Source organism: Campylobacter vulpis (assembly GCF_014217995.1).
Taxonomy (GTDB): Bacteria; Campylobacterota; Campylobacteria; order Campylobacterales; family Campylobacteraceae; genus Campylobacter_D; species Campylobacter_D vulpis.
This window is the reverse complement of the sequence record NZ_CP041617.1, coordinates 918,284-938,081: the sequence shown is the minus strand read 5'-3', so window position 1 is coordinate 938,081 and position 19,798 is coordinate 918,284. Positions and strand designations below refer to the sequence as shown.

Here is a 19,798-nt window from a genome sequence, read left to right as displayed (position 1 = left end):
TAGAATTTTGTTTAAAACACGCCATGAAAGGCATTGAAGGGCTTATTAACCTTGAGCTTGATATTTGCTTAAATCAAGGCGAAATCAGTGCTATTTTTGGTGAAAGTGGAGCAGGTAAAACCACACTTTTAAAGATACTTGCAGGTTTAATTACCCCTCAAAAAGGCTTCATAAAAGTAGAAAATGAAGTGTGGTTTGATAGTAAAAAAAAGATTAATTTGGCCCCACAAAAACGCCGCATAGGCTTTATGTTTCAAGATTATGCACTTTTTCCTAATATGAGCGTAAGAGAAAATTTAGCTTACGCTACCAAAAATCAAAGAAAAATTGATGAACTTTTAGAACTTATCAATCTTAAAGAATTAGCCCACTCACGCCCTAAAGAGCTAAGCGGCGGACAAGCACAAAGAGTCGCCCTTGCAAGGGCTTTGGCTAAAGAGCCTAAAATCCTGCTTTTAGATGAGCCTTTGAGTGCGTTGGATTTTAAAATGCGTTCTCATTTACAAGAAGAATTATTGAAAATTTTAAAGCATTTTAAAACGACAACCTTGCTTGTAAGCCACGATTTGGCTGAAATTTATAGATTGAGCGAGAGGGTTTTGGAGTTAAAGGGCGGTAAAATTGCTAAAGATTTGCCTACTAAGCAATTTTTTACCCATAATCATCTTAGTGCGAAACTTCGCTTAAGTGCTGTTTTGCTAGAGATAAGCAAGAGTGATATTTTGGTTATTTTTACTCTTTTGCTTGGGAAAGATATAGTTAAAATTACCTTAAGTGAAGAGGAATTTTTGCAAAAGCATAGTGAGGTAAAAATAGGCGATACTATTATGCTTTCAATCAAGGCTTTCAATCCTCTTATTGTTGATTAATTTTTTTTTTTTTTTGTTATACTCGCAATTTCATTTAATATTATAGGAGCGATGATGAGAGTTAAAATTATGTTTTCTAGCATTTTGGTTGCGGGTTTGTTAAGCGGATGTTTAACAACAACTTTACAAACTAATTCTACGATGAGTCAAAGCATTTTTCTTGACCCTGTGGCAAAAGAAAAAAGAATTGTTTTTTTAAATATTAAAAATACAAGCGGACACAATGTCAATTTAGAGCCTAAACTAAGAACAGCCTTAGAGGCTAAGGGATATAGGATAGTTGATGACCCTGCTATGGCAAATTATATTTTAAGCACTAATATTTTATATTGCGATAAAAAGCAAGAAAATAATGCCGTAGGCGGTGCTGTTGCTGCTGGTGCTGTGGGTGCTGGAATTAGTGCTTATAATAGTTCTTCAGCTGGCGGTGCTGTCGCTGCTGGTGCGGCTGGAGCTATTGTAGGTGGGCTTTTAGGCAAACTAACAGAAGATACCATTTATCAAATGCAAGTTGATATTAATATCAAACAAAAAGCAGATGGTAAGGTTTTGACTTCCAGCAGTAATGTCAGCGGACAAGCAAGCGTTAGAAACAAAAGATCTTCTGGCTTTTTAAATAGTTTTGGAGGAAGTGTTCGTAGTGATAAAGTGGGACATTTAAATTCAAATCAAGTCAATACTCTTCAACAAAGCTATGAGGGCAACTATATAGAAAAAAGCACTATTATCTTTGCTGAAGCTGTAAAAACTGGATTGAAACTCGAGGAAGCTACGCCTGTTTTGGAGGATAAAATCGCCACTCAAATCGCAGGGCTATTTTAAAATTCGCCCTTTTTGGGCGATAAAATTTAAATATTTTTCTAAAATTTTCTCCCTTTTTGCCAAATTTTTATAATCCTTAATGTCTAAATTAAGCCCAAAAGAAAAGGCTTGTTGGTTTAACTCATAAAAACCCACAATACTGGCAATTCCCACTTCATCATTAAAGCCTGTTTTAGCATAAATTTTGGTCCCACCTATTTCTTTATAAAAAAGTAAATTTTTAAGAATTTTTTGACTTTTTAAAGAATAGGGCAAAGAAGTGGTGGCGAGTTTATAAAGCAAAATGGCTTGTTCTTTGGCATTAATTTTTAAAGAATTATCCAGCCAAAAGCTATCAATTTGAGAAATTTTTGATTATCATAATGAATTAAATTTAAATTTTTTGCATATTTTCCCTACCGATTTTTTGGGATAAAAGCTTAAAAGCAGGAACTTGAGAGTGTTTAATGGCAGAGCTTAAATTTGCGTCATTTTTCCAGCTTGACAAAAAAACTTTTTCATTGTTGTAAAAATAAAAAATTTCTTTCTCGTCTTTTATCACACCTAAATTTAACGCAAAAAGAGCGTTGAAAATTTTAAAAGTTGAAGCTGGAGAAAAGCGTTTTTCCGCCCTTTTCTCATCATTTGTATAAAAGTTTTTACCATTATAAAGAATGAAAACTCTTTTGGTTTCATAATTTTTGAAAAAGTTAAGTAAAATGTCCGCCTTTAAATTTGTAAAAAATGTAAAAATAATGAAAAATATAAAATTTTTTCATTTTTATCCTTTATTTTTGCATTATTATAATATAAATTTAAAGTTAAAATGTTAGAATATCGGCTCAAATTTGGGTTTTAAGTAGGGATACGCAAGCCGAACTAACTCAAATGAAAATTTTGTAGAAAGGTTTTTCAATGAAAAAAGCATTTTTTTTATTGTTTGCTTTTGCAGCGGTTGCTTTTGCACAAACAAATGCTCCTGTTGAGCAAGAGGCTATGAATGTTTGGATTAAAGCATTTTCTGTTTTAGCGGCTGGCTTAGGTCTTGGTGTGGCTGCACTTGGTGGAGCCATAGGTATGGGACATACAGCAGCAGCAACCATAGCTGGAACAGCTAGAAATCCAGGTCTTGGACCAAAATTAATGACAACGATGTTTATTGCTTTGGCTATGATAGAAGCTCAGGTAATTTATGCTCTAGTTATCGCTTTGATAGCTCTTTATGCAAATCCTTTTATCCCTTTTTCTTAAATAGGAAAATTACTCCCCTAAAAAGGGAGTTTTGCGGTTATGGTGGAATTGGTAGACACGCCATCTTGAGGGGGTGGTGCGCTTCGCGTGTGCGAGTTCAAATCTCGCTAACCGCACCATATATTGTATTCATTATAGTTTTATGCAGTGGCAATAAAGAGAGATTAATAACCCCTCTTTTTCATCTCAAGCCTTGTAGTTTTTTATAGCCTTTTCTAAAATTTCTACCGCAACATTAGCATCTTTAAAATCTTGAACTTTAACCCATTTATTAGGTTCTAAAATTTTGTAAGTTTCAAAGAAATTTTTAATTTTATTTAAAGTGGCTTGTGGTAAGTCTGTATAGCTTTTTATATCCACATATCTTGCATCTATTTTATCTGCTGGCACAGCTAAAAGCTTTTCGTCCATACCGCTTTCATCTTCCATTACTAAAACACCTATTAAACGACAAGGAATTACAGCACCTGCTTGGATAGGATATTCATTTAAAACCAAAATATCCACAGGATCACCATCGTCAGCTAAAGTATTAGCGATAAAGCCGTAATTTGCGGGATAAAACATCGCACTAGCCATTACTCTATCTACAAAAATTGCTCCGCTATCTTTATCAAGTTCATATTTTACACTTGAGCCGTAGGGAATTTCTATCACAGCGTTAATTTTATTTGGGATATCTCCTACCTTAATTTTACTTAAATCCATTTTTTCTCCTTATTTGATATAGTTTTTTTCTATAAAATTGACTATTTTAACAGCACTTTCTTCTAAAGTGTTTAAAGCAGAACCTCCAAAAGCACCCATTTTCATTTCGGCACTCACTTCAAATTCTCCTATTTTTTCATTTTGTTGATTTTCCAACTCTATTTTAATGGTTGTTGTAGCAGCACCTGCACCAAATCCAACCATATATCTTGCAAAACGATTTCCCTCATCAAAATGCAAAATTTTACATTTTATATTAAGGTCCCTTCCGTAAATATTCTTGATTTTGAGCTGATTGATGATTTGCTTTTGTAAATATCGCTCCTCTTCGCTATCGCCACATTTAGCATTAGCATATAGAAATTCTTTTGAAATTTCACCTTTGGTTTGCACATTATGAATTTGACTTGTGCTACAAGCACTTACTAAAAGCCCCCCATAACTAAGGGTAATAAGAAATATTTTTTCATTAATTTTCCTTTTTTTGAAATTAGCTTTCAATTATAGCGGAAAAAGATCGCTTTAGCAATAAATTGATTTAAAAAGCTTAGTTTAGCTTGACAAAAGAGCTATTTTAACATACAATTATTCCATTTTCGTATTTGTGAAAGAGAAATTTCAATGCTATTTTTCACAATAAGCTCTTTTTATCTTTTATAAGGACTTTGTGATGTTGTTAGGTTTTAATATTGATCATATTGCCGTTTTAAGAGAAGCTAGAATGGTTAATGATCCTGATGTTTTGGAAGCTACGCTTTTGAGTGCGAATTTTTGCGATCAAATCACTCTTCATATAAGAGAAGATCGTCGTCATACGCAAGAATTTGATCTTGAAAATTTGATTAAATTTTGTAAAATTCCTATTAATTTAGAATGCTCGAGCAATGAAGAGATGATAAAAATCGCCTTAAAATATAAGCCCAATCGCGTTACCATAGTGCCGGAAAAAAGGGAAGAGCTAACGACTGAAGGCGGTTTAAATTTAGAAAACGACAGATTAAAAACAAGCATAAAAATGCTACAAAATAAAAATATAGAAGTTTCGCTTTTTATCAATCCAAACTTAAAAGATGTGGAGATGTCAAAAGAGCTAGGCGTTGAAATGATAGAGCTTCATACAGGACATTTTGCAAATTTATATAATGCCTTCTTTAGTAATATTTCTAAAACGCCTTATAAGGTGCTGGATATGGATAGAAAGGCGTTGGAATTAAGCTTAAGGGAGGAATTGGCAAGACTTGAGTTTTGTGCCAAAAAGGGAGCAAATTTAGGACTTAAAATCGCTGCTGGGCACGGACTTAATTACAAAAATACAAAAGAGCTTCTTTTCATTAAAGAAATTTGCGAGCTTAATATTGGTCAAAGTATAGTTGCAAGAGCCGTTTTTGTCGGGCTTGAAAGAGCTTTACTTGAGATGAGGACTTTGCTAAATGAAAGTGGCTATCAGCATAGGTGATTTAAATGGCATAAGTTTGGAGCTCGTGCTTAAGAGCCATAAAAAACTTAGTCAAATTTGCACACCATACTATTTTTTACACGAAAGTCTTTTAAAGCAAGGCTTAAGGCTTTTAAAAAAGGAAAAAATAGCCTTAAACTTAGTTGAATTTAGCCACGCAAAAATAAGTAAATTCGAAAAGGTGAAAGAAGATAAAAAGGTGAAAATCTTTTCTTTTCAAACTCCGCTTTCTTTAAAACTGGATACAAATTTTACTCTTAAACCCGGTAAGATTGATATGCAAAGTGGGGCATATAGTTTTTTGAGTTTTGAGGCAGCTTGTGCTTTTACCTATCAAAAACACGCCGCAGCCCTCATTACCCTACCTATTCATAAAAAAGCTTGGAATTTGACTGGAATTTCTTTCAAGGGACACACGGACGCACTAAGAAGCTTTTATGGGAAAAATGCTATTATGATGTTAGGTTGCAAAAAGCTTTTTGTAGGGCTTTTTAGTGAGCATATTGCTTTAAAAGAGGTTTCAAGCAAAATTAAGCTTGAGCCTTTAACACAATTTTTGGTTGATTTCTATCAGGAAAGTGGTTTTAAGAAAATTGGCGTCTTGGGTTTTAATCCTCACGCTGGGGATTTTGGAGTGATAGGAGATGGGGAGGAGAGCATTATAGAGGAGGCGATTAAGTCTGCAAATTTGCGTCTTCAAAAAGAAATTTATTTACCTCAAATTCTAGTCGCAGATAGTGCCTTTACGCCAAATTCGCTTAAAAAATGTTCGCGTTTAGTGGCAATGTATCACGATCTAGCTCTTGCTCCACTTAAGGCTTTATATTTTGAAAAAAGCGTTAATATAAGTTTAAATTTACCTATTATCCGCACTAGTGTCGATCACGGAACGGCTTTTGATAAAGCATATCAAAATGTAAAAATTAGCACAAAAAGTTATAAAGAAGCTGTTAAAATAGCTCTTAGTTTGGCAAAGAAAAGAAAGAAGATATAAATTTGGAACAATTTTTGCTTGTAGTTTTGTAAATTACAAGGAGGAAAAATGTTAGTCGATAAAATGCAAAATAATGGTTCTTTTTTCAATGCAAAAATTAAAGAAAAAGAAAAGTCTGTCGAAGAATTTCAAGCAACCTTAAATGCGATTAAAGATGAGCAAAGACAAGAGCAAAAAGAGACGCTAAAAAAGGATAAAAGTCTTGTCAATGAGGACTTAGATCTTAGTGCTTTGCAAAATGATTTTAGTCTTTACGCTTGGAACAAGTTAAGGGAAAGTCAGCATAGAAAAAATGAAGAAACTATGCTTAATAAGCTTTTTAATGTGATAGATGTAAATAATGCTAATAGATAAACTTACCCTGCTTTGCAGGGTTTGCTTTAAATTTTAAATAAATCTTGTAAGTTTTTCATCGCTTCTTCATTGCTCATTGTTTTGGCTCCAAGTTCTTTAAGTTCGATTTCAAAACCACTTAGCATAGAAGTAAGGCGTATGTTAATGCCATTTTTTCCTATGGCTTTGCTTTTTTGTTCGCTATTAAGACTGACTATGGCTGTCTTATCTTCGATTTTAACAGAGTTGATAATGGCTGGAGCTAGGGCACGAGCGATTAAGATTTCATTTTCGCTTGAATATTCTATGCAGTCTATATTTTCATTATGAATTTCTTTACTTACAGCATTAATTCTCACGCCTTTAACTCCCACAGTAGCACCAACTGGATCGATATTTGAACTATTTGCTTGAAGGATAATTTTTGCTCTTTCACCAGGAATTCTAGCACATTTTACAACGCTTACAAGTCCGTCTTTAATTTCAGGCACTTCAGCTTCAAGTAAGCATTCTAAAAATTTAGGACTAGTCCTTGAAAGTTCCATTTTGATGCCTTTATCTGTATAAACACGGCGGATAACGGCTTTTACCACATCACCGACCTTAAATTTTTCGCCTTTAATGCGGTTTTTACGCGGTAAAAAGGCTCTTAGTTCGTCAATTTCTATATAGGTATTTTCCTCGCTATCTACACGCACAACACTACCAAAGACCATTTGACCGACTTTGTTTTTATATTTCTCAAAAATAGTTTGCTCCAAAAGCTTTTGAATGTGATATTCTAGTTCTTTATGCAGGGTATTGACCGCTGTGCGACCCAAATTTTCTAAAGAGCATTCATAGGTTAATTCATCGCCTATTTCTACATCTTTTACCTCTTTTTTGGCTTTAGAAATGGCTATAAAACTTTCTTTATTTTCATTTAATCTTTCATCATCATCGCCTACGATTAGAATTTTTTGATACAGACTAAGCGTTTTATTATCGACAAAAAATTCATATTCCTCGCCATAAATTTTTTTTGCTGTGTTTATAAGTGCCGTAATGACCTTATCTTTTACGCTTTCAAGTTCTAAATTTTTTTCATTAGCTATGGACTCTATGATGTCTGCTATTTTTTCCATTTGATACCTTTTTGGGAATTTTTTTAAAAAGTAGAGTAAAATTATAATTTAATAAGTTTAATTAAAAGTAAAATTTGCTAGAATTGGCGATTTAAAATAAGCTAAGGATAAATTATGGACTTAAAATTAGCAAGAAATTTGATCAATGACAAGCCTAAAAATATAAGCTTGAGTAAGATTGAGGATGCGGTGGAGAAGGAAGGGCAGAAATTTTTTTATTTTGATAAAGAAAATTCGCACAAGCAACTCATCGCTTTAGTGGAACATTTTGAAAAAAAAGGTTTAAATGTCTATCATAGAATTATTCGCTATGGGCTTGATGAGCAAGATTATATGTATGAGGTGCATATTCTTTGAGTGCTAAGAAATTATTTATCCAAACTTTGGGTTGTGCGATGAATGTAAGAGATAGTGAGCATATTATCGCTGAATTAACGCAAAAGGAGGATTATAGTCTCACAGAAGATATTAAGGAGGCAGATTTAATTCTCATTAACACTTGCTCTGTGCGTGAAAAACCCGTCCATAAGCTTTTTTCAGAAGTCGGTGGCTTTGAAAAAGTGAAGAAAAAGGGTGCTAAAATAGGTGTTTGCGGTTGTACGGCTTCACATTTAGGAGAGGAAATTTTTCGTCGTGCGCCTTATGTGGATTTTGTTTTGGGAGCTAGAAATATCTCTAAAATCACGCAAGCGGTCAAAACTCCCAAATTTGTTGGGGTTGATTTAGACTATGATGAGAGTGAATTTGCTTTTAGTGATTTTCGAAATAGTCCTTACAAATCCTACATTAACATTTCCATAGGTTGCGATAAACATTGCACTTATTGCATAGTCCCACATACTAGAGGCGATGAAATTTCTATCCCTTTTGAATTGATTTATAATGAGGCTAAAAAGGCGGTAGAAAAGGGTGCGAAAGAGATATTTTTACTCGGGCAAAATGTCAATAATTATGGCAAGAGATTTAGAAATGCTCATAAAAAAATGGATTTTTCCGATTTGCTAAATGCCTTAAGTGAGATTGAAAATTTAAGACGCATTCGTTTTACGAGTCCGCATCCTTTACATATGGACGATAAATTTTTACAAACTTTTAGTCAAAATGAAAAAATTTGCAAGTCTATGCATATGCCTTTGCAAAGTGGTTCAAGTGAAATTTTAAGGGCGATGAAAAGGGGTTATAGTAAGGAGTGGTATTTAGATAGGGCTTTAAAGCTTAGAGAGCTTTGTGAAAATGTCAGCATTTCAACAGATATTATTGTGGCTTTTCCCGGGGAGAGTGAGGGAGATTTTGAGGATACTTTAGATGTTTTAGAAAAAGTGCGTTTTGAGCAAATTTTTTCTTTTAAATACTCCAAACGTCCCCTAACTAAAGCCGCTACAATGCCTAATCAAATCCCAGAAGAAATCGCCTCTAAGAGACTGACTATCTTGCAAAATCGCCACGCAGAAATTTTAGATGAAATCACAAAAAAACAAGAAAATCAAATTTTTGAAGTGCTTTTTGAAGAATTGAGGGCAAATAATGCTGTCGCAGGTCGCACGGATAATAATTTTTTAGTTCAAATTCAAGGTAGCGAAGAAATGCTAGGTGCAATGAAACAGGTGAAAATCACAAACGCAAAACGCATGGTGCTTTATGGGGAAATTGTTTAAAAAAACGCTTCTTATAAGATTTGTCTTTTTTTTGCAATGGATTATTTTTTTAAGCTGTTTTAAGCAATATCGTGGCGAAAGAGTCGATGATGAGCCTTGCGTTATCCTCTTTTGGCATGGACGCCTTGCTTTAATGCCTTTTGCTTTTAGGCATTTTAGAAAGAAAGGCAAAAGAGCTTTTGTGATGATTTCTCATCATAATGATGGGGAATTAATCGCTAGACTTATCCATTTTTATGGTTTAAATGTGATAAGAGGTAGCACATTTAAAGGTGCAAGCGGTGCTTTGCGGTCTGCTTTTAAAGTATTAGAACAAAAAGACGATATAGTTATAACGCCCGATGGTCCAAGAGGTCCAAGACATAGCATTTCAGATGGAGCGATTTTAATCGCACAGAAAAAAAGTGTTAAGATAAGAATTTTAAACTATGAAGCAAGTCGCTTTTGGGAATTTAAAAGCTGGGATAAAATGCTTTTACCTAAGCCTTTTAGTAAAATAATTTATAGTTTAAGTGAGCCTTTTGATCTTGCAAATTTAGAAAAAGATGAGGCTAAGGCTTTGATTAAAAAAGAATTTGAAAAAATTTGCAAACGCGATAGTTTTAAGGAGCAGATATGACGCCATTTTTTAAAAAAATCTTGCCACAAATTTTTATAAGTGCGATTTTGGAAGATAAAAAAAATACGCTTAAAATTTGCACCTATCGTAATAGAAAGCTTGTTAAAAAAATAGAAAAAACCTTTGATAAAAGTGAGCAGCTCATCACTTTTATCAAAAATTATGATAAAAAATTTTTCCCCTATCATATAGCCTTATTTTTAGATAGTGAAGAGCAAGGAATTTTACCAAGTAAAGAGCAAAATTATGATGAATTTGGCATTGGTAAGATGAGTATTAAAACCCTGCCTTTGGCTAATGTTTTGCTTTATGTGGCAACTGAGCATATAGAGTATTTTAGCGAGTTATGTGAGGATTGTGGGGGACTTGACTTTTTATTTTCGCCTTTTGCCTTACTTCATTTTTGCATTCAAAAAGAACAAAAAGATGATAAAACAAGACTTTATGTCTTTAAAAATGCTCAAAGTTTAGCTTTAATGGTTTATAAAAAAGATGAAATTCTTATAGGCTCTTATAAGCTTTTTGAAAAGACTTTAAGTTTTCAACTTGATGGTTTTGATGATGGTGAAATTTCAAACGATGATGGCTTGAGTGCTGAAACTACGCCTTTAGAAGAGAGTGGAGAAAAAAAAGATGATGAAATCACTTTGGATAATTTTGGCGAAATGTTAGGAGATAAAATAGACGCTTTAGATCAAGAGCAAAATGATGTTGAGGATATTATAGAAAAGCCACAAGAAAATATAGAGATAGATGAATTAGGAAAGTTTGGTGCAGATATGGAAATTTGTCGCTTTATTATCTCAAGTATAGAAAGCTTTTATCACGATTCGCATTATGGGGGAGATTTTATTGATGAGCTTGTCATTTTTAGCGATGAAGTATTACTGCAAAGCACTTTAGAGTTTGTAGAAAGCGAGACTTTTTTAAAGCCTCAAGTTAAACTCATTGATACCCACGAGATAATGCAAGAGCTTATGCAAAAGGAGCTAAAATATGACTTATAGCTTTACGACCCCGCAAAAACGACCCCTATTTAATCTTTTGGATAAAATTTGGATAGTGCTTTTTGCCTTTGCGATCGTTTTTATATTTTTTATTTTTGCGATTTATGAATTTCGTATAGTTTTGACACATAGTTCTATCTCTGGGAAAAAAGAGGAGATGGTGCAAACTGCGGAGCAGATTAAAAAAAGTGAAGAGCATTATCTTATCTTACTAGAACAAAGTCAAATCGCTGCACAATTTAAGGAGAAAAATCAAAATATAAAGAATAGTCTTAAAAATCTTTTTGATATGACCTTAAAAACGGGTGGCATAAGTTTTGATAGTGTGGAACAAGACGAATTTGCCCTTAAACTTACGGGTGTAAGTCCTACAAAAGAGATGTTTGCCTTGCTTTTGGAAACGCCTTTAAAAAGTATATTTGACGAAACAAATACAAGCTATTATAAGCTTAATAATGGTTGGTATCGTTTTGTAAGCATTAGTAAAATTTTAGGAACTCAAGATGAAAGATAAAAGCTTTGAAGAAATTAATATTGTTAAAATTCTTATCCTAACTCTTAGTTTCATCAGTGTTTGCACGGCTTTAATTTTATTTTTACTCTTACCAACTTTAAAAGCTTATAAAGAACTTGGCATAAGAGAAAATTCGCAAATAGCTCTTCTAAACGCTACCAAGGCAAAACTAAATGCAAGTGAAGTTAAATTAGCCCAGCTAAGAAGTGAAAACAATAAGAGCTTAGAGCAGTTTCAAAACTCTTTTAGTGAAAAAAATTTCCAAGTTTTTTTAAGTCAATTTTTCAAAAAAATTCAAATCAAAGCTATTAAAAATCAAAATGAGTCTTATTTAAAACATACGCTTTTGGTTAATGCTTATTTGGATACGCCTAAAAATTTATATGATTTTATTGACGCTTTGCAAAATTATGATAATCTCATTAAAATGGACTATCCTTTAAAATTAAAAGCACAAAAAAGCGGCATAGAACTTAGTTTTGTTGCTAAAATTTATGGGGAAAAGTGATTTTTAAAGGAGTAATATGGCAAAAATATTAAATAACAATCTCCACAATGCAAAGAAAAATAAAAAAGATGAGTTCTACACGCAACTAAGCGATATAGAAAATGAGCTGCAACACTACAAAGCACATTTTAAAGATAAAATCGTGTATTGCAACTGCGATGACCCACTGCAAAGTGCCTTTTTTGAATACTTTTTCAAAAATTTCAAATGGCTTGACTTAAAGGCTCTCATCACCACTTGCTATAAAAGTCAAAATTATAGAGAAGTAAGCACAGAAGATTCCCCCAAAAAAGCCTATGCGATAAAAATCCACAGAGATGATGCGATAAAAGATGAGCTTATCAACCCACAAAAGCACTCCATTGATGATGTAGATAAAGTTTTATCCCAAATGCACCCACTAAGCGAAGTGGAAGCTACTCTCTCTCTCTCTGCTAGCAAATCGCAGTCCCAAGAAACGCTAAAAGCCTTTGAAAACAACAAGCACAAGCTTTTTGAAAACTTTAGAGCCGAGCTAGAATCTGACCCCAAAGATTTACAAGCCACACAAAACAAAAGCACAAAATCCTACAAAGAGCCTAGCCTTTTCCCACTTGATGAAGATAAAGGGCTAAATAATGCAGGGGATTTTAGGAGCAAAGACTGCATAGAGCTACTTAAACTTGCAGATATTGTCGTTACAAATCCGCCTTTTTCGCTTTTCCGTGAGTATGTCGCACAATTAGTGGAGTATAAAAAGAAGTTTTTAGTTATAGGGAATAAAAATGCCATTACTTATAAAGAGACTTTTTCCTTAATCAAAGAAAACAAAATATGGCTAGGGATAACTTCCGCAAATGTCTTTTTAAAGCCTAATGAAAATCGCACAGGCTTTATACTTACCAAGCAAGTAAATGGGCTTACAAGGTGGTTTTCAAATTTGGAAAACAAAAAACGCAATGAGATTCTAGAAACCATCGCTAGTTACAAAAAGAATCCAGAGCAATACCCAAAGTATGATAATTATGACGCTATCAATGTGGATAAAACCATTGAGATTCCGCTAGATTATGATGGGGTTATGGGCGTGCCGATAACTTTCTTAGACAAACATAATTCTAAGCAGTTTGAGATTTTGGGGCTTGATAATCATTTGCTTAAAAATGGACTAGGTGCTGGGTGTAATAGTATCAATGGTAAAAAAATTTATAGGCGGATTATTATCCGCAAAATCGCCGAAGTCGATGAGCTAAGAAAGCAAGAGCAAGAAAAAATGTAAGAGTAGCTAATCGTCATTGCGAGAAGTCGGCACGACTTCGTGGCAATCCACACTAAATACAAATTAACCAAAGGAGCAACAATGCAAATAGACAAAACAGAAATTCGCATAAAAGAGCTAGCAAGGGGCTATACAAGAGATGAGGAGAGTAGCCAAGTAGTCGCCTATGCAGATTCTAGCGGAGTAGCAAGGCTTAATATCCGCCCCAAATATCAAAGGGAGTTTGTGTATAAAGACGCGCAAAGAAATGCCGTGATAGATACGATACTCAAGGGCTTTCCTTTAAATATAATGTATTGGGTGAGAAATGTGGATTTTGGTGCGGAGTGTGAATATGAAGTGCTAGATGGACAGCAAAGGACTATGAGTATATGTGAGTATGTTAAAGGGAGCTTTTCTGTGCTGTGGAATGGCAGCTCGCAGTATTTCCATAACTTGCCAGAGGATATGAAAGAAAAATTTTTAGACTATAAGCTTGATGTGTATGTGTGTCAAGGGAGTGAGAGTGAGAAGCTAGAGTGGTTTAAGACTATCAATATCGCAGGAGAGACACTGACAAACCAAGAGCTAAGAAATGCAGTATATGCGAGTGTGTGGCTAAGTGATGCAAAGAGGCGATTTTCTAAGGAAAAGGGCGTAGCAGTGCTAAAGGGAGCTAAATATCTAAATGGCAGTGCATTGCGGCAAGAATTTTTAGAGAGTGCTATTGCTTGGATAGTGGATTCTAGGAAAGATGAAAAGATTTGCGAGTATATGGCTAAAAATGCCAAAGATTCTAGGAATGCTGATGGGCTGTGGGAGTATTTTGCAAAGGTGATAGATTGGGTGGAGATGAAGTTTGAAAAATATCGCAAAGAGATGAAAGGCTTAGAATGGGGGCTTTTCTATAATCTCTATAAAGATAAGCCACTAGATGCTAAAGAGCTAGAATCTAAAATCGCAGAGCTTATGCAAGATGATGAAGTGGGGAATAAAAAGGGCGTGTATGCGTATGTGCTAAGTGGTGATGAGAAGCATTTAAGTCTAAGGGCGTTTAGCGATAGTGTAAAAAGGGCAGTGTATGAGAGGCAAGGGGGCGTGTGTGCGAATAGTGATGGGCATATAAAGGGTGTGAAATGTCCGCACGAAAATGAAAAGCTAGAGCTAGAGCAAATGGAAGCAGACCATATTCTAGCGTGGAGCAAAGGCGGAAAGACAGAAAAGGAAAATTGTCAAATATTATGCAAAGAGTGTAATAGAAAAAAGAGTGCTAAATAAACCCAATATACATTTTACATAAATTTTACATTACAAACTTTTTTATTTTACATTATGCTTATATACTTTTATCAACTTTAAATTTTAAGGAGTATGGTATGAAAAAATACACATTAGGTTTGTTGGCAGGATTGGTGCTTAGCACGAGTGTGATGGCTGAAAATATTTATCCTATTTCTAGGGAGCAAGGCTCTGGGACGCGTGGGGCTTTTGTGGAAATTTTTGAAATTCAAAAAAAAGTCAAAGATAAAAAAGTCGATGCGACCACTCAAAAAGCAGAAGTTACAAATTCAACAGGCGTTATGCTAACAACTGTTGCAAATTCTAAAAATTCCATAGGTTACATTTCGCTTGGCTCTTTAAATGATAGCGTTAAAGCACTTAAAATTGACGGCGTAGCACCAAGTGTAGAAAACATCAACAACAAAAGCTATAAAATTTCTCGACCTTTTAATGTCGTAACAAAAACGACTAATCCACTTATAGAGGATTTTTTAAAATATAGCACTTCAACAGAGGCAAAAGCTATCGTAGAAAAGGCAGGTTATATCGCTGCGGCAAAAGAAAGCTTTACAAGTGCAAAACCGCAGGGTAAATTAATCGTAGCGGGTTCTAGCTCGGTAACGCCTTTAATGGAAAAATTAGCAGAAGCTTATAAAACCATTAATCCTAACGCCGTGATAGAAATTCAACAAAGCGATTCTACAACAGGCGTAAATAGCGTAGTTGAGGGCATTGCGGACATTGGTATGGTAAGCCGTGAGGTTAAGGATAGTGAGCTTAAAAAGGGTGTAACTCCGCTTGTTTTAGCTATCGATGGTTTAGCAGTGATTGTGAATAAAAATAATAGTGTAGAAAATCTTGCTAAAGATTCTGTGAAAAAAATCTTTATGGGTGAGCTTACAAAATGGCAGGACGCTAAATAAGAAAGCTTACAAATGCAAGAAAAAATTTTTAAGGGCATTTTTGCCCTTTGTGCTTTACTTTCCATTTTCGCTGTTTTGATGATATGCTTTTTTTTATTTGCGAATGCTCTTCCAACGATTACTCAAATAGGTTTTTTTGATTTTATTTTCGGCATGGATTGGTATCCTACGGAGGAGATTTTTGGCATTTTTCCTATGATAGTGGGAAGCATTTATGTAACGGCTCTTGCGATTTTAATCGGTGTGCCGCTTGGTGTTTTAAGCGCCATTTATCTTTCGCGTTTTGCAAGTAAAAAAGAGCAAAAATATATCCTACCAGCCGTAGAATTACTAGGAGCGATTCCTTCTGTTGTGTATGGATTTTTCGGGCTTGTGATTATCGTCCCCCTTCTTGCGACTACTTTTAGTGGAATTCCTGGAAAAAGCGTTTTGGCAGCGGCTTTGATTTTAAGCATTATGATTTTACCAACCATCATTTTGGTTTCAAAAGCCTCAATTGATGCTTTACCAGAAAGCTATTATGAGGGGGCTTTAGCACTTGGTGCTAGTAAAGAAAGAAGTGTGTTTTTTGCTCTTATCCCAGCGGCTAAAAGTGGAATTTTAGCCTCTGTTATTTTAGGCGTTGGGCGTGCTATTGGTGAGGCTATGGCTGTGATTATGGTTGCGGGTAATCAAGCCCTAATCCCAACAAGCGTTTTAGAGGGCGTTAGAACCCTAACGACAAATATAGTCCTTGAAATGGGCTACGCACAAGATTTACATAGAGAGGTTTTAATCGCAAATGCGGTTGTGCTTTTTGTCTTTATTCTCCTTATCAATACCTGCTTTAACGCTCTAAAAAAGGAGGCTAAATGAAAACAGATAGATTAACCCTTAGCCTAGCTTTTTTAATGCGTGTTTCTATGATTAGCGTTTTGCTTATTTTTCTTATTTTGATAGGCTTTATTTTTATTAAAGGGATAGCACATTTAAATTTAGAAATGTTTGCGTGGGAGTATAATAGCAATAATATCTCTATGACTCCAGCTATTATTAATACCATAAATATGGTTCTTTTTGCCCTCGCTCTTGCTATGCCGCTTGGTATTTTTGGGGCGATTTATTTGAGTGAATATGGCAGTAAAAAAAGTAAAATTCTAAATGCTGTAAGAATAGCTTCTGAGACCTTAGTAGGAATTCCTAGCATTGTTTATGGTTTATTTGGCTATTTGGCTTTTGTGATTTATTTTGGTTTTAAGACCAGTTTTGTGGCGGGGGGGCTTACTTTGGCGGTTATGATTTTACCTCTCATTTTAAGAAGTGCGGAGGAGGCTTTAAAATCTGTGCCTATGAGCTTTAGAGAGGCTAGCTTTGCTCTTGGTGCTGGGAAACTTCGCACGATTTTTATTATTATCTTACCCGTTGCGATTCCTGGGATTTTAGCGGGAGTGATTTTAAGTATAGGTAGGATAGTAGGGGAGTCTGCTGCCTTACTTTACACTTCAGGAAGCGTGGCTAAGGTAGCTGGACTTATGGATTCTGGGCGGACCTTAAGTGTGCATATGTATGCGATTTCAAGTGAGGGACAGCATATTAATGAAGCTTACAGCACGGCGATGATACTCATCATCATCGTCTTTTTAATCAATCTTGGCTCAAATTACTTAGCCAAAAAATTAGTAAAAGCGTAGGAAGTGAAATGAAAAATTGTTTTGAGATTAAAAAAATGTCCTTGCATTATGGGGATTTTCAAGCCTTAAAAGATATTAATATGGACATTAAAAAAGGCAAGGTTACAGCATTTATCGGTCCTAGTGGGTGCGGGAAATCGACTTTTATTAAAAGTTTAAATCGTATGAATGATTTAATAGAAAATTGCAAAATTAAAGGCAAAATTCTTTTTGATGGTAAAAATATTTATAAAGATTACGATGTCAATCTTTTGCGTAAAAAGGTTGGTATGGTGTTTCAAAAGCCAAATCCTTTCCCTATGAGTATTTACGATAACATTACTTTTGGTCCTAAAACGCACGGCATTAAAAATAAGGCTAAACTTGATGAAATTGTAGAAAATTCTTTAAAAGACGCCGCTTTGTGGGACGATTTAAAAGACAGACTTGATAAATCCGCACTTGGTTTAAGTGGGGGACAGCAACAACGCCTTTGCATAGCAAGGACTTTAGCGGTAAATCCTGAAGTGATTTTAATGGACGAGCCAACATCAGCACTTGATCCTATCTCTACGCTTAAAATCGAAGAGCTTATTTTGCGTCTTAAGAAGGAATATAGCATCATTATCGTTACGCATAATATGCAACAAGCCGCTAGAATTTCCGACCAAACCGCCTTTTTCTTACTTGGTGAAGTGATAGAATTTGACGATACTAGCAAAATTTTTAATAATCCTAAAAACAAAAAAACTCAAGATTATGTTAAAGGTAGATTTGGATAAAATAGCGTTTTATTTTAGAGGAGTTTTGCTTGGTTTTTGTTTTAGAAGATGATGCAAATATTTTAGAGCTTGTTTTGTATGCGTTAAAGAGTCAAAACATTAACGCACAAGGCTTTTTAGATATAGAGAGCTTTAGAAAGGCTTTAAGAGTGGAAACTCCGCAAATTTTAGTGCTTGATGTTATGCTTCCAAATGCAAGTGGCTTTGAAATTTTAAAAGAGCTTAAAACTAATGCTAATACACAAAATATTTCTGTGCTAATGCTCACTGCTTTAAATAATGAATTTGACAAGGTTAAAGGGCTTGATTTTGGGGCTGATGATTACATTACTAAACCCTTTAGTGTGATGGAATTTATCGCTAGAATTCGGGCGATTTTAAGACGCACACCGCAAGACTCTGAAAATATCATTTTAGAGGAGCTTGAGCTTTCTTACAAAACGCGTGAAGTTAAGGTTTGTGGCACACCCACCATACTAACGCTTAAGGAATTTGAGCTTTTGGGATTTTTGCTTAAAAATCAAAATAGAGTCTTTAGTCGCGATGATTTGCTAGAAATTCTTTGGGGTTATAGTTATAGTGGGGAGAGTAGGACTATAGACATTCACATTAAAACTCTGCGTCAAAAGCTAGGTAAGGCGAGTCGTTTTATCAAAACAATTCGCGGTGTAGGATATAAAATTTCTAAAGATTCTTAATGCAAAAAAAGCTTTTTTCTATTATTTTTAGTGTCATTTTTGTTTTGGTGTTTTTGATAAATACTTTTTTGATTTTAATCGAAGAAGATTTTTTTATACGGCAGGATTTTTCTTGGCTTTTGTCTTGTGTTTTGGCTGAATTTTTTTTAGTTTTTTTGTGTAGTTTTTTCTTGGCCAGATTTTTATCTTATATTTTTTTAAAGCCTTTAGAGAAGATTAATTTTGAGAATTTAGAACATATCCCCTACCCAGAACTTAAAAAAATGCTTGAAAAAATTAAGCTAGAAAACAAAGCTGTTAAAATTCAATTCAAACACCTTAAAAGAAAAAAGCAAGAGTTACAATCTCTCACGCAAAATATGAACGATGGTCTCATTTTTATCTCTCGCACAGGAGAAATTTTAAGCGAGAATTTAAGTGCGGAAAAATATTTTGCCAACCTAAATTTAATTCATAATATTTTAGAGCTTAAGAATACGCAATTTTTAGAATTACTTTTGAAATATCTTAAAGAATTTAAAAAGGGGAAATTAAAAGGAGAAGTGAGAGAAAATTTCACTTTTCATTATCCTAATAATTTGGAATGTGAGCTTGTTTTCTCTCCCATTTTTTCGCAGAAAAAGAAATTTAAAGGTATGCTTATCGTGCTTTGCGATATTACCGAGCTTAAACGCTTACAAAATTTACGCAAGGAATTTAGTGCAAATGTAACCCACGAGCTTAAAACACCGCTAACTTCGATTATGGCAAGCTCTGAGATGATTAAAAACAGACTTGTAGCTCCTCAAGATTTGCCAAATTTTGTCGATAAAATTTATTTAGAATCAAAACGCCTCTTAGAAATGATTAATGAAATTTTAAAAATCTCTTTTTTGGACGAAACGCAAACCTTGCCTTTTCATCAAGTTAATCTTAAGGAGGTCGTAGAGCGTGCTTATAAACGCTTAGAACTCTTTGCTAATCAGTATGAAATTCATTTTGAGCTGGACTTAGAAGATACTTATATTTTAGGCATTGATGAGCTTTTGGAAAATTTAGTTTTTAATCTTTGCGATAATGCTATTAAATACAATCATAAGCGTGGTTTTGTCAAGGTAAGGCTAAAAAAACTAAATGGTTTTGTAGAGCTTAGCGTTAAGGATAGTGGCATAGGAATTCCTAAGGAATTTCAAGAAAGGGTGTTTGAACGCTTTTTTTGTGTAGATAAAAGTCGTAGTAAGAAAATCGGCGGAAGTGGGCTTGGACTTTCTATCGTCAAATCCGTCTTAAAACTTCATAAAGCCACCATAGAGCTAAAAAGCGAACTTGGAAAAGGAAGCGAATTTAAAATGCACTTTGTGCAAAATTTACAAAAAGCCTAAAATTTTAAAAATTTGTCAATGTGTTTTG

At 34.4% G+C, this 19,798-nt stretch carries 23 protein-coding genes, 1 tRNA gene and 1 pseudogene; 21 read left to right on the top strand and 4 right to left on the bottom strand.

Annotation, left to right across the window (positions count from 1 at the left end; translation table 11 throughout):
* The first annotated feature begins 23 nt into the window (after nt 1–23).
* Both CVULP_RS04840 and CVULP_RS04835 read left to right on the top strand, forming a co-directional pair.
* Nucleotides 24–869 carry a sulfate/molybdate ABC transporter ATP-binding protein gene (locus CVULP_RS04840; protein ID WP_372441756.1) on the top strand — a complete coding sequence of 282 codons (846 nt, stop codon included), beginning with the start codon at nt 24–26 and terminating at the stop codon, nt 867–869.
* A 51-nt stretch (nt 870–920) separates the two neighbouring features.
* Nucleotides 921–1,691, top strand: a complete 771-nt coding sequence (locus CVULP_RS04835; protein ID WP_372712813.1) for a complement resistance protein TraT — start codon at nt 921–923, stop codon at nt 1,689–1,691.
* On the opposite strand, the pseudogene CVULP_RS04830 reads toward CVULP_RS04835, so the two are convergent.
* Nucleotides 1,683–2,436 (bottom strand): annotated as a pseudogene (locus CVULP_RS04830) (penicillin-binding transpeptidase domain-containing protein). The gene CVULP_RS04835 and the pseudogene CVULP_RS04830 overlap by 9 nt on opposite strands.
* Before the next feature lie 149 nt (nt 2,437–2,585).
* Here CVULP_RS04830 and CVULP_RS04825 point away from each other — a divergent pair.
* Both CVULP_RS04825 and CVULP_RS04820 read left to right on the top strand, forming a co-directional pair.
* Nucleotides 2,586–2,921 (top strand): F0F1 ATP synthase subunit C, encoded by a 336-nt coding sequence (locus tag CVULP_RS04825; protein ID WP_099507438.1) that lies wholly within the window; start codon nt 2,586–2,588, stop codon nt 2,919–2,921.
* Nucleotides 2,922–2,954: 33 nt separating this feature from the next.
* A tRNA-Leu gene (locus CVULP_RS04820) sits at nt 2,955–3,040 on the top strand.
* A 67-nt stretch (nt 3,041–3,107) separates the two neighbouring features.
* On the opposite strand, the gene ppa is transcribed toward CVULP_RS04820, so the two are convergent.
* Together ppa and CVULP_RS04810 are read right to left on the bottom strand one after the other, a co-directional pair.
* The gene (ppa, locus tag CVULP_RS04815; protein ID WP_099462769.1) at nt 3,108–3,629 is read right to left on the bottom strand and encodes an inorganic diphosphatase; all 522 of its coding nucleotides are present in this window, start codon (nt 3,627–3,629) and stop codon (nt 3,108–3,110) included.
* Nucleotides 3,630–3,638: 9 nt separating this feature from the next.
* Nucleotides 3,639–4,130, bottom strand: a complete 492-nt coding sequence (locus tag CVULP_RS04810) for a DUF4410 domain-containing protein (protein WP_099507439.1) — start codon at nt 4,128–4,130, stop codon at nt 3,639–3,641.
* 169 nt (nt 4,131–4,299) lie between these two features.
* Here CVULP_RS04810 and CVULP_RS04805 point away from each other — a divergent pair, with 169 nt between their 5' ends.
* From CVULP_RS04805 to CVULP_RS04795, 3 genes are read left to right on the top strand one after another with little or no spacing between them, the layout of a single operon-like run.
* A complete protein-coding gene (locus CVULP_RS04805; RefSeq protein ID WP_099507440.1) occupies nt 4,300–5,085 on the top strand; it encodes a pyridoxine 5'-phosphate synthase in 786 nt (261 codons plus the stop codon).
* On the top strand, nt 5,060–6,079 hold the full coding sequence (gene pdxA, locus CVULP_RS04800; protein ID WP_099507441.1) for a 4-hydroxythreonine-4-phosphate dehydrogenase: 1,020 nt from the start codon (nt 5,060–5,062) through the stop codon (nt 6,077–6,079). Before CVULP_RS04805 ends, pdxA begins: the two co-directional genes overlap by 26 nt.
* 48 nt (nt 6,080–6,127) lie before the next feature.
* A complete protein-coding gene (locus CVULP_RS04795; protein ID WP_099462761.1) occupies nt 6,128–6,433 on the top strand; it encodes a hypothetical protein in 306 nt (101 codons plus the stop codon).
* A 26-nt stretch (nt 6,434–6,459) separates the two neighbouring features.
* On the opposite strand, the gene nusA is transcribed toward CVULP_RS04795, so the two are convergent.
* Nucleotides 6,460–7,536, bottom strand: coding sequence for a transcription termination factor NusA (gene nusA, locus CVULP_RS04790; protein WP_099462759.1), 1,077 nt, complete (start codon nt 7,534–7,536; stop codon nt 6,460–6,462).
* 114 nt (nt 7,537–7,650) lie between these two features.
* On the opposite strand from nusA, the gene CVULP_RS04785 reads away from it, so the two are divergent.
* The 14 genes from CVULP_RS04785 to CVULP_RS04720 all read left to right on the top strand — a co-directional run bounded on the left by CVULP_RS04785 (nt 7,651) and on the right by CVULP_RS04720 (nt 19,770).
* Entirely contained in the window at nt 7,651–7,893 is a 243-nt protein-coding gene (locus CVULP_RS04785) for an HP0268 family nuclease (RefSeq protein WP_004275100.1), read from the top strand.
* Nucleotides 7,890–9,191, top strand: a complete 1,302-nt coding sequence (gene miaB, locus CVULP_RS04780; protein WP_099462757.1) for a tRNA (N6-isopentenyl adenosine(37)-C2)-methylthiotransferase MiaB — start codon at nt 7,890–7,892, stop codon at nt 9,189–9,191. The genes CVULP_RS04785 and miaB overlap by 4 nt, the downstream gene beginning before the upstream one ends.
* Complete coding sequence (locus CVULP_RS04775; RefSeq protein WP_099462755.1) at nt 9,175–9,810, top strand: lysophospholipid acyltransferase family protein; 636 nt, start codon at nt 9,175–9,177, stop codon at nt 9,808–9,810. The genes miaB and CVULP_RS04775 overlap by 17 nt, the downstream gene beginning before the upstream one ends.
* Nucleotides 9,807–10,817 (top strand): hypothetical protein, encoded by a 1,011-nt coding sequence (locus CVULP_RS04770; RefSeq protein ID WP_099462753.1) that lies wholly within the window; start codon nt 9,807–9,809, stop codon nt 10,815–10,817. The genes CVULP_RS04775 and CVULP_RS04770 overlap by 4 nt, the downstream gene beginning before the upstream one ends.
* The gene (locus CVULP_RS04765) at nt 10,807–11,331 is read left to right on the top strand and encodes a hypothetical protein (protein ID WP_099507442.1); all 525 of its coding nucleotides are present in this window, start codon (nt 10,807–10,809) and stop codon (nt 11,329–11,331) included. The genes CVULP_RS04770 and CVULP_RS04765 overlap by 11 nt, the downstream gene beginning before the upstream one ends.
* On the top strand, nt 11,321–11,839 hold the full coding sequence (locus tag CVULP_RS04760) for a hypothetical protein (RefSeq protein WP_099462750.1): 519 nt from the start codon (nt 11,321–11,323) through the stop codon (nt 11,837–11,839). Before CVULP_RS04765 ends, CVULP_RS04760 begins: the two co-directional genes overlap by 11 nt.
* A 16-nt stretch (nt 11,840–11,855) precedes the next feature.
* Nucleotides 11,856–13,097 carry an adenine-specific methyltransferase EcoRI family protein gene (locus CVULP_RS04755; RefSeq protein WP_265575617.1) on the top strand — a complete coding sequence of 414 codons (1,242 nt, stop codon included), beginning with the start codon at nt 11,856–11,858 and terminating at the stop codon, nt 13,095–13,097.
* A gap of 81 nt (nt 13,098–13,178) precedes the next feature.
* Complete coding sequence (locus tag CVULP_RS04750; RefSeq protein WP_099507443.1) at nt 13,179–14,354, top strand: HNH endonuclease family protein; 1,176 nt, start codon at nt 13,179–13,181, stop codon at nt 14,352–14,354.
* Nucleotides 14,355–14,452: 98 nt separating this feature from the next.
* On the top strand, nt 14,453–15,280 hold the full coding sequence (locus tag CVULP_RS04745) for a substrate-binding domain-containing protein (protein ID WP_099507444.1): 828 nt from the start codon (nt 14,453–14,455) through the stop codon (nt 15,278–15,280).
* A gap of 12 nt (nt 15,281–15,292) precedes the next feature.
* Nucleotides 15,293–16,135: a phosphate ABC transporter permease subunit PstC gene (gene pstC, locus CVULP_RS04740; RefSeq protein ID WP_099507445.1), complete on the top strand. Its 843-nt coding sequence runs from the start codon at nt 15,293–15,295 to the stop codon at nt 16,133–16,135.
* Nucleotides 16,132–16,950: a phosphate ABC transporter permease PstA gene (gene pstA, locus CVULP_RS04735; protein WP_099462736.1), complete on the top strand. Its 819-nt coding sequence runs from the start codon at nt 16,132–16,134 to the stop codon at nt 16,948–16,950. Before pstC ends, pstA begins: the two co-directional genes overlap by 4 nt.
* 8 nt (nt 16,951–16,958) lie before the next feature.
* Nucleotides 16,959–17,711, top strand: a complete 753-nt coding sequence (pstB, locus tag CVULP_RS04730; RefSeq protein ID WP_099462734.1) for a phosphate ABC transporter ATP-binding protein PstB — start codon at nt 16,959–16,961, stop codon at nt 17,709–17,711.
* 29 nt (nt 17,712–17,740) lie between these two features.
* Nucleotides 17,741–18,409 carry a response regulator transcription factor gene (locus tag CVULP_RS04725; protein WP_099462732.1) on the top strand — a complete coding sequence of 223 codons (669 nt, stop codon included), beginning with the start codon at nt 17,741–17,743 and terminating at the stop codon, nt 18,407–18,409.
* The gene (locus CVULP_RS04720) at nt 18,409–19,770 is read left to right on the top strand and encodes a sensor histidine kinase (RefSeq protein WP_099507446.1); all 1,362 of its coding nucleotides are present in this window, start codon (nt 18,409–18,411) and stop codon (nt 19,768–19,770) included. Before CVULP_RS04725 ends, CVULP_RS04720 begins: the two co-directional genes overlap by 1 nt.
* The last annotated feature ends 28 nt before the right edge of the window (nt 19,771–19,798 follow it).

Bases quoted from the DNA above. Each gene is read 5' to 3' on its own strand.
- CVULP_RS04805 (WP_099507440.1), top strand. From the start codon at position 4,300: ATGTTGTTAGGTTTTAATATTGATCATATTGCCGTTTTAAGAGAAGCT.
- CVULP_RS04760 (WP_099462750.1), top strand. From the start codon at position 11,321: ATGAAAGATAAAAGCTTTGAAGAAATTAATATTGTTAAAATTCTTATC.
- CVULP_RS04765 (WP_099507442.1), top strand. From the start codon at position 10,807: ATGACTTATAGCTTTACGACCCCGCAAAAACGACCCCTATTTAATCTT.
- CVULP_RS04750 (WP_099507443.1), top strand. From the start codon at position 13,179: ATGCAAATAGACAAAACAGAAATTCGCATAAAAGAGCTAGCAAGGGGC.
- CVULP_RS04775 (WP_099462755.1), top strand. From the start codon at position 9,175: ATGGGGAAATTGTTTAAAAAAACGCTTCTTATAAGATTTGTCTTTTTT.
- pstB (WP_099462734.1), top strand. From the start codon at position 16,959: ATGAAAAATTGTTTTGAGATTAAAAAAATGTCCTTGCATTATGGGGAT.
- CVULP_RS04795 (WP_099462761.1), top strand. From the start codon at position 6,128: ATGTTAGTCGATAAAATGCAAAATAATGGTTCTTTTTTCAATGCAAAA.
- pstC (WP_099507445.1), top strand. From the start codon at position 15,293: ATGCAAGAAAAAATTTTTAAGGGCATTTTTGCCCTTTGTGCTTTACTT.
- CVULP_RS04755 (WP_265575617.1), top strand. From the start codon at position 11,856: ATGGCAAAAATATTAAATAACAATCTCCACAATGCAAAGAAAAATAAA.
- CVULP_RS04840 (WP_372441756.1), top strand. From the start codon at position 24: ATGAAAGGCATTGAAGGGCTTATTAACCTTGAGCTTGATATTTGCTTA.
- nusA (WP_099462759.1), bottom strand. From the start codon at position 7,536: ATGGAAAAAATAGCAGACATCATAGAGTCCATAGCTAATGAAAAAAAT.
- CVULP_RS04720 (WP_099507446.1), top strand. From the start codon at position 18,409: ATGCAAAAAAAGCTTTTTTCTATTATTTTTAGTGTCATTTTTGTTTTG.
- ppa (WP_099462769.1), bottom strand. From the start codon at position 3,629: ATGGATTTAAGTAAAATTAAGGTAGGAGATATCCCAAATAAAATTAAC.
- pstA (WP_099462736.1), top strand. From the start codon at position 16,132: ATGAAAACAGATAGATTAACCCTTAGCCTAGCTTTTTTAATGCGTGTT.
- CVULP_RS04745 (WP_099507444.1), top strand. From the start codon at position 14,453: ATGAAAAAATACACATTAGGTTTGTTGGCAGGATTGGTGCTTAGCACG.
- CVULP_RS04835 (WP_372712813.1), top strand. From the start codon at position 921: ATGATGAGAGTTAAAATTATGTTTTCTAGCATTTTGGTTGCGGGTTTG.
- pdxA (WP_099507441.1), top strand. From the start codon at position 5,060: ATGAAAGTGGCTATCAGCATAGGTGATTTAAATGGCATAAGTTTGGAG.
- CVULP_RS04770 (WP_099462753.1), top strand. From the start codon at position 9,807: ATGACGCCATTTTTTAAAAAAATCTTGCCACAAATTTTTATAAGTGCG.
- CVULP_RS04785 (WP_004275100.1), top strand. From the start codon at position 7,651: ATGGACTTAAAATTAGCAAGAAATTTGATCAATGACAAGCCTAAAAAT.
- CVULP_RS04825 (WP_099507438.1), top strand. From the start codon at position 2,586: ATGAAAAAAGCATTTTTTTTATTGTTTGCTTTTGCAGCGGTTGCTTTT.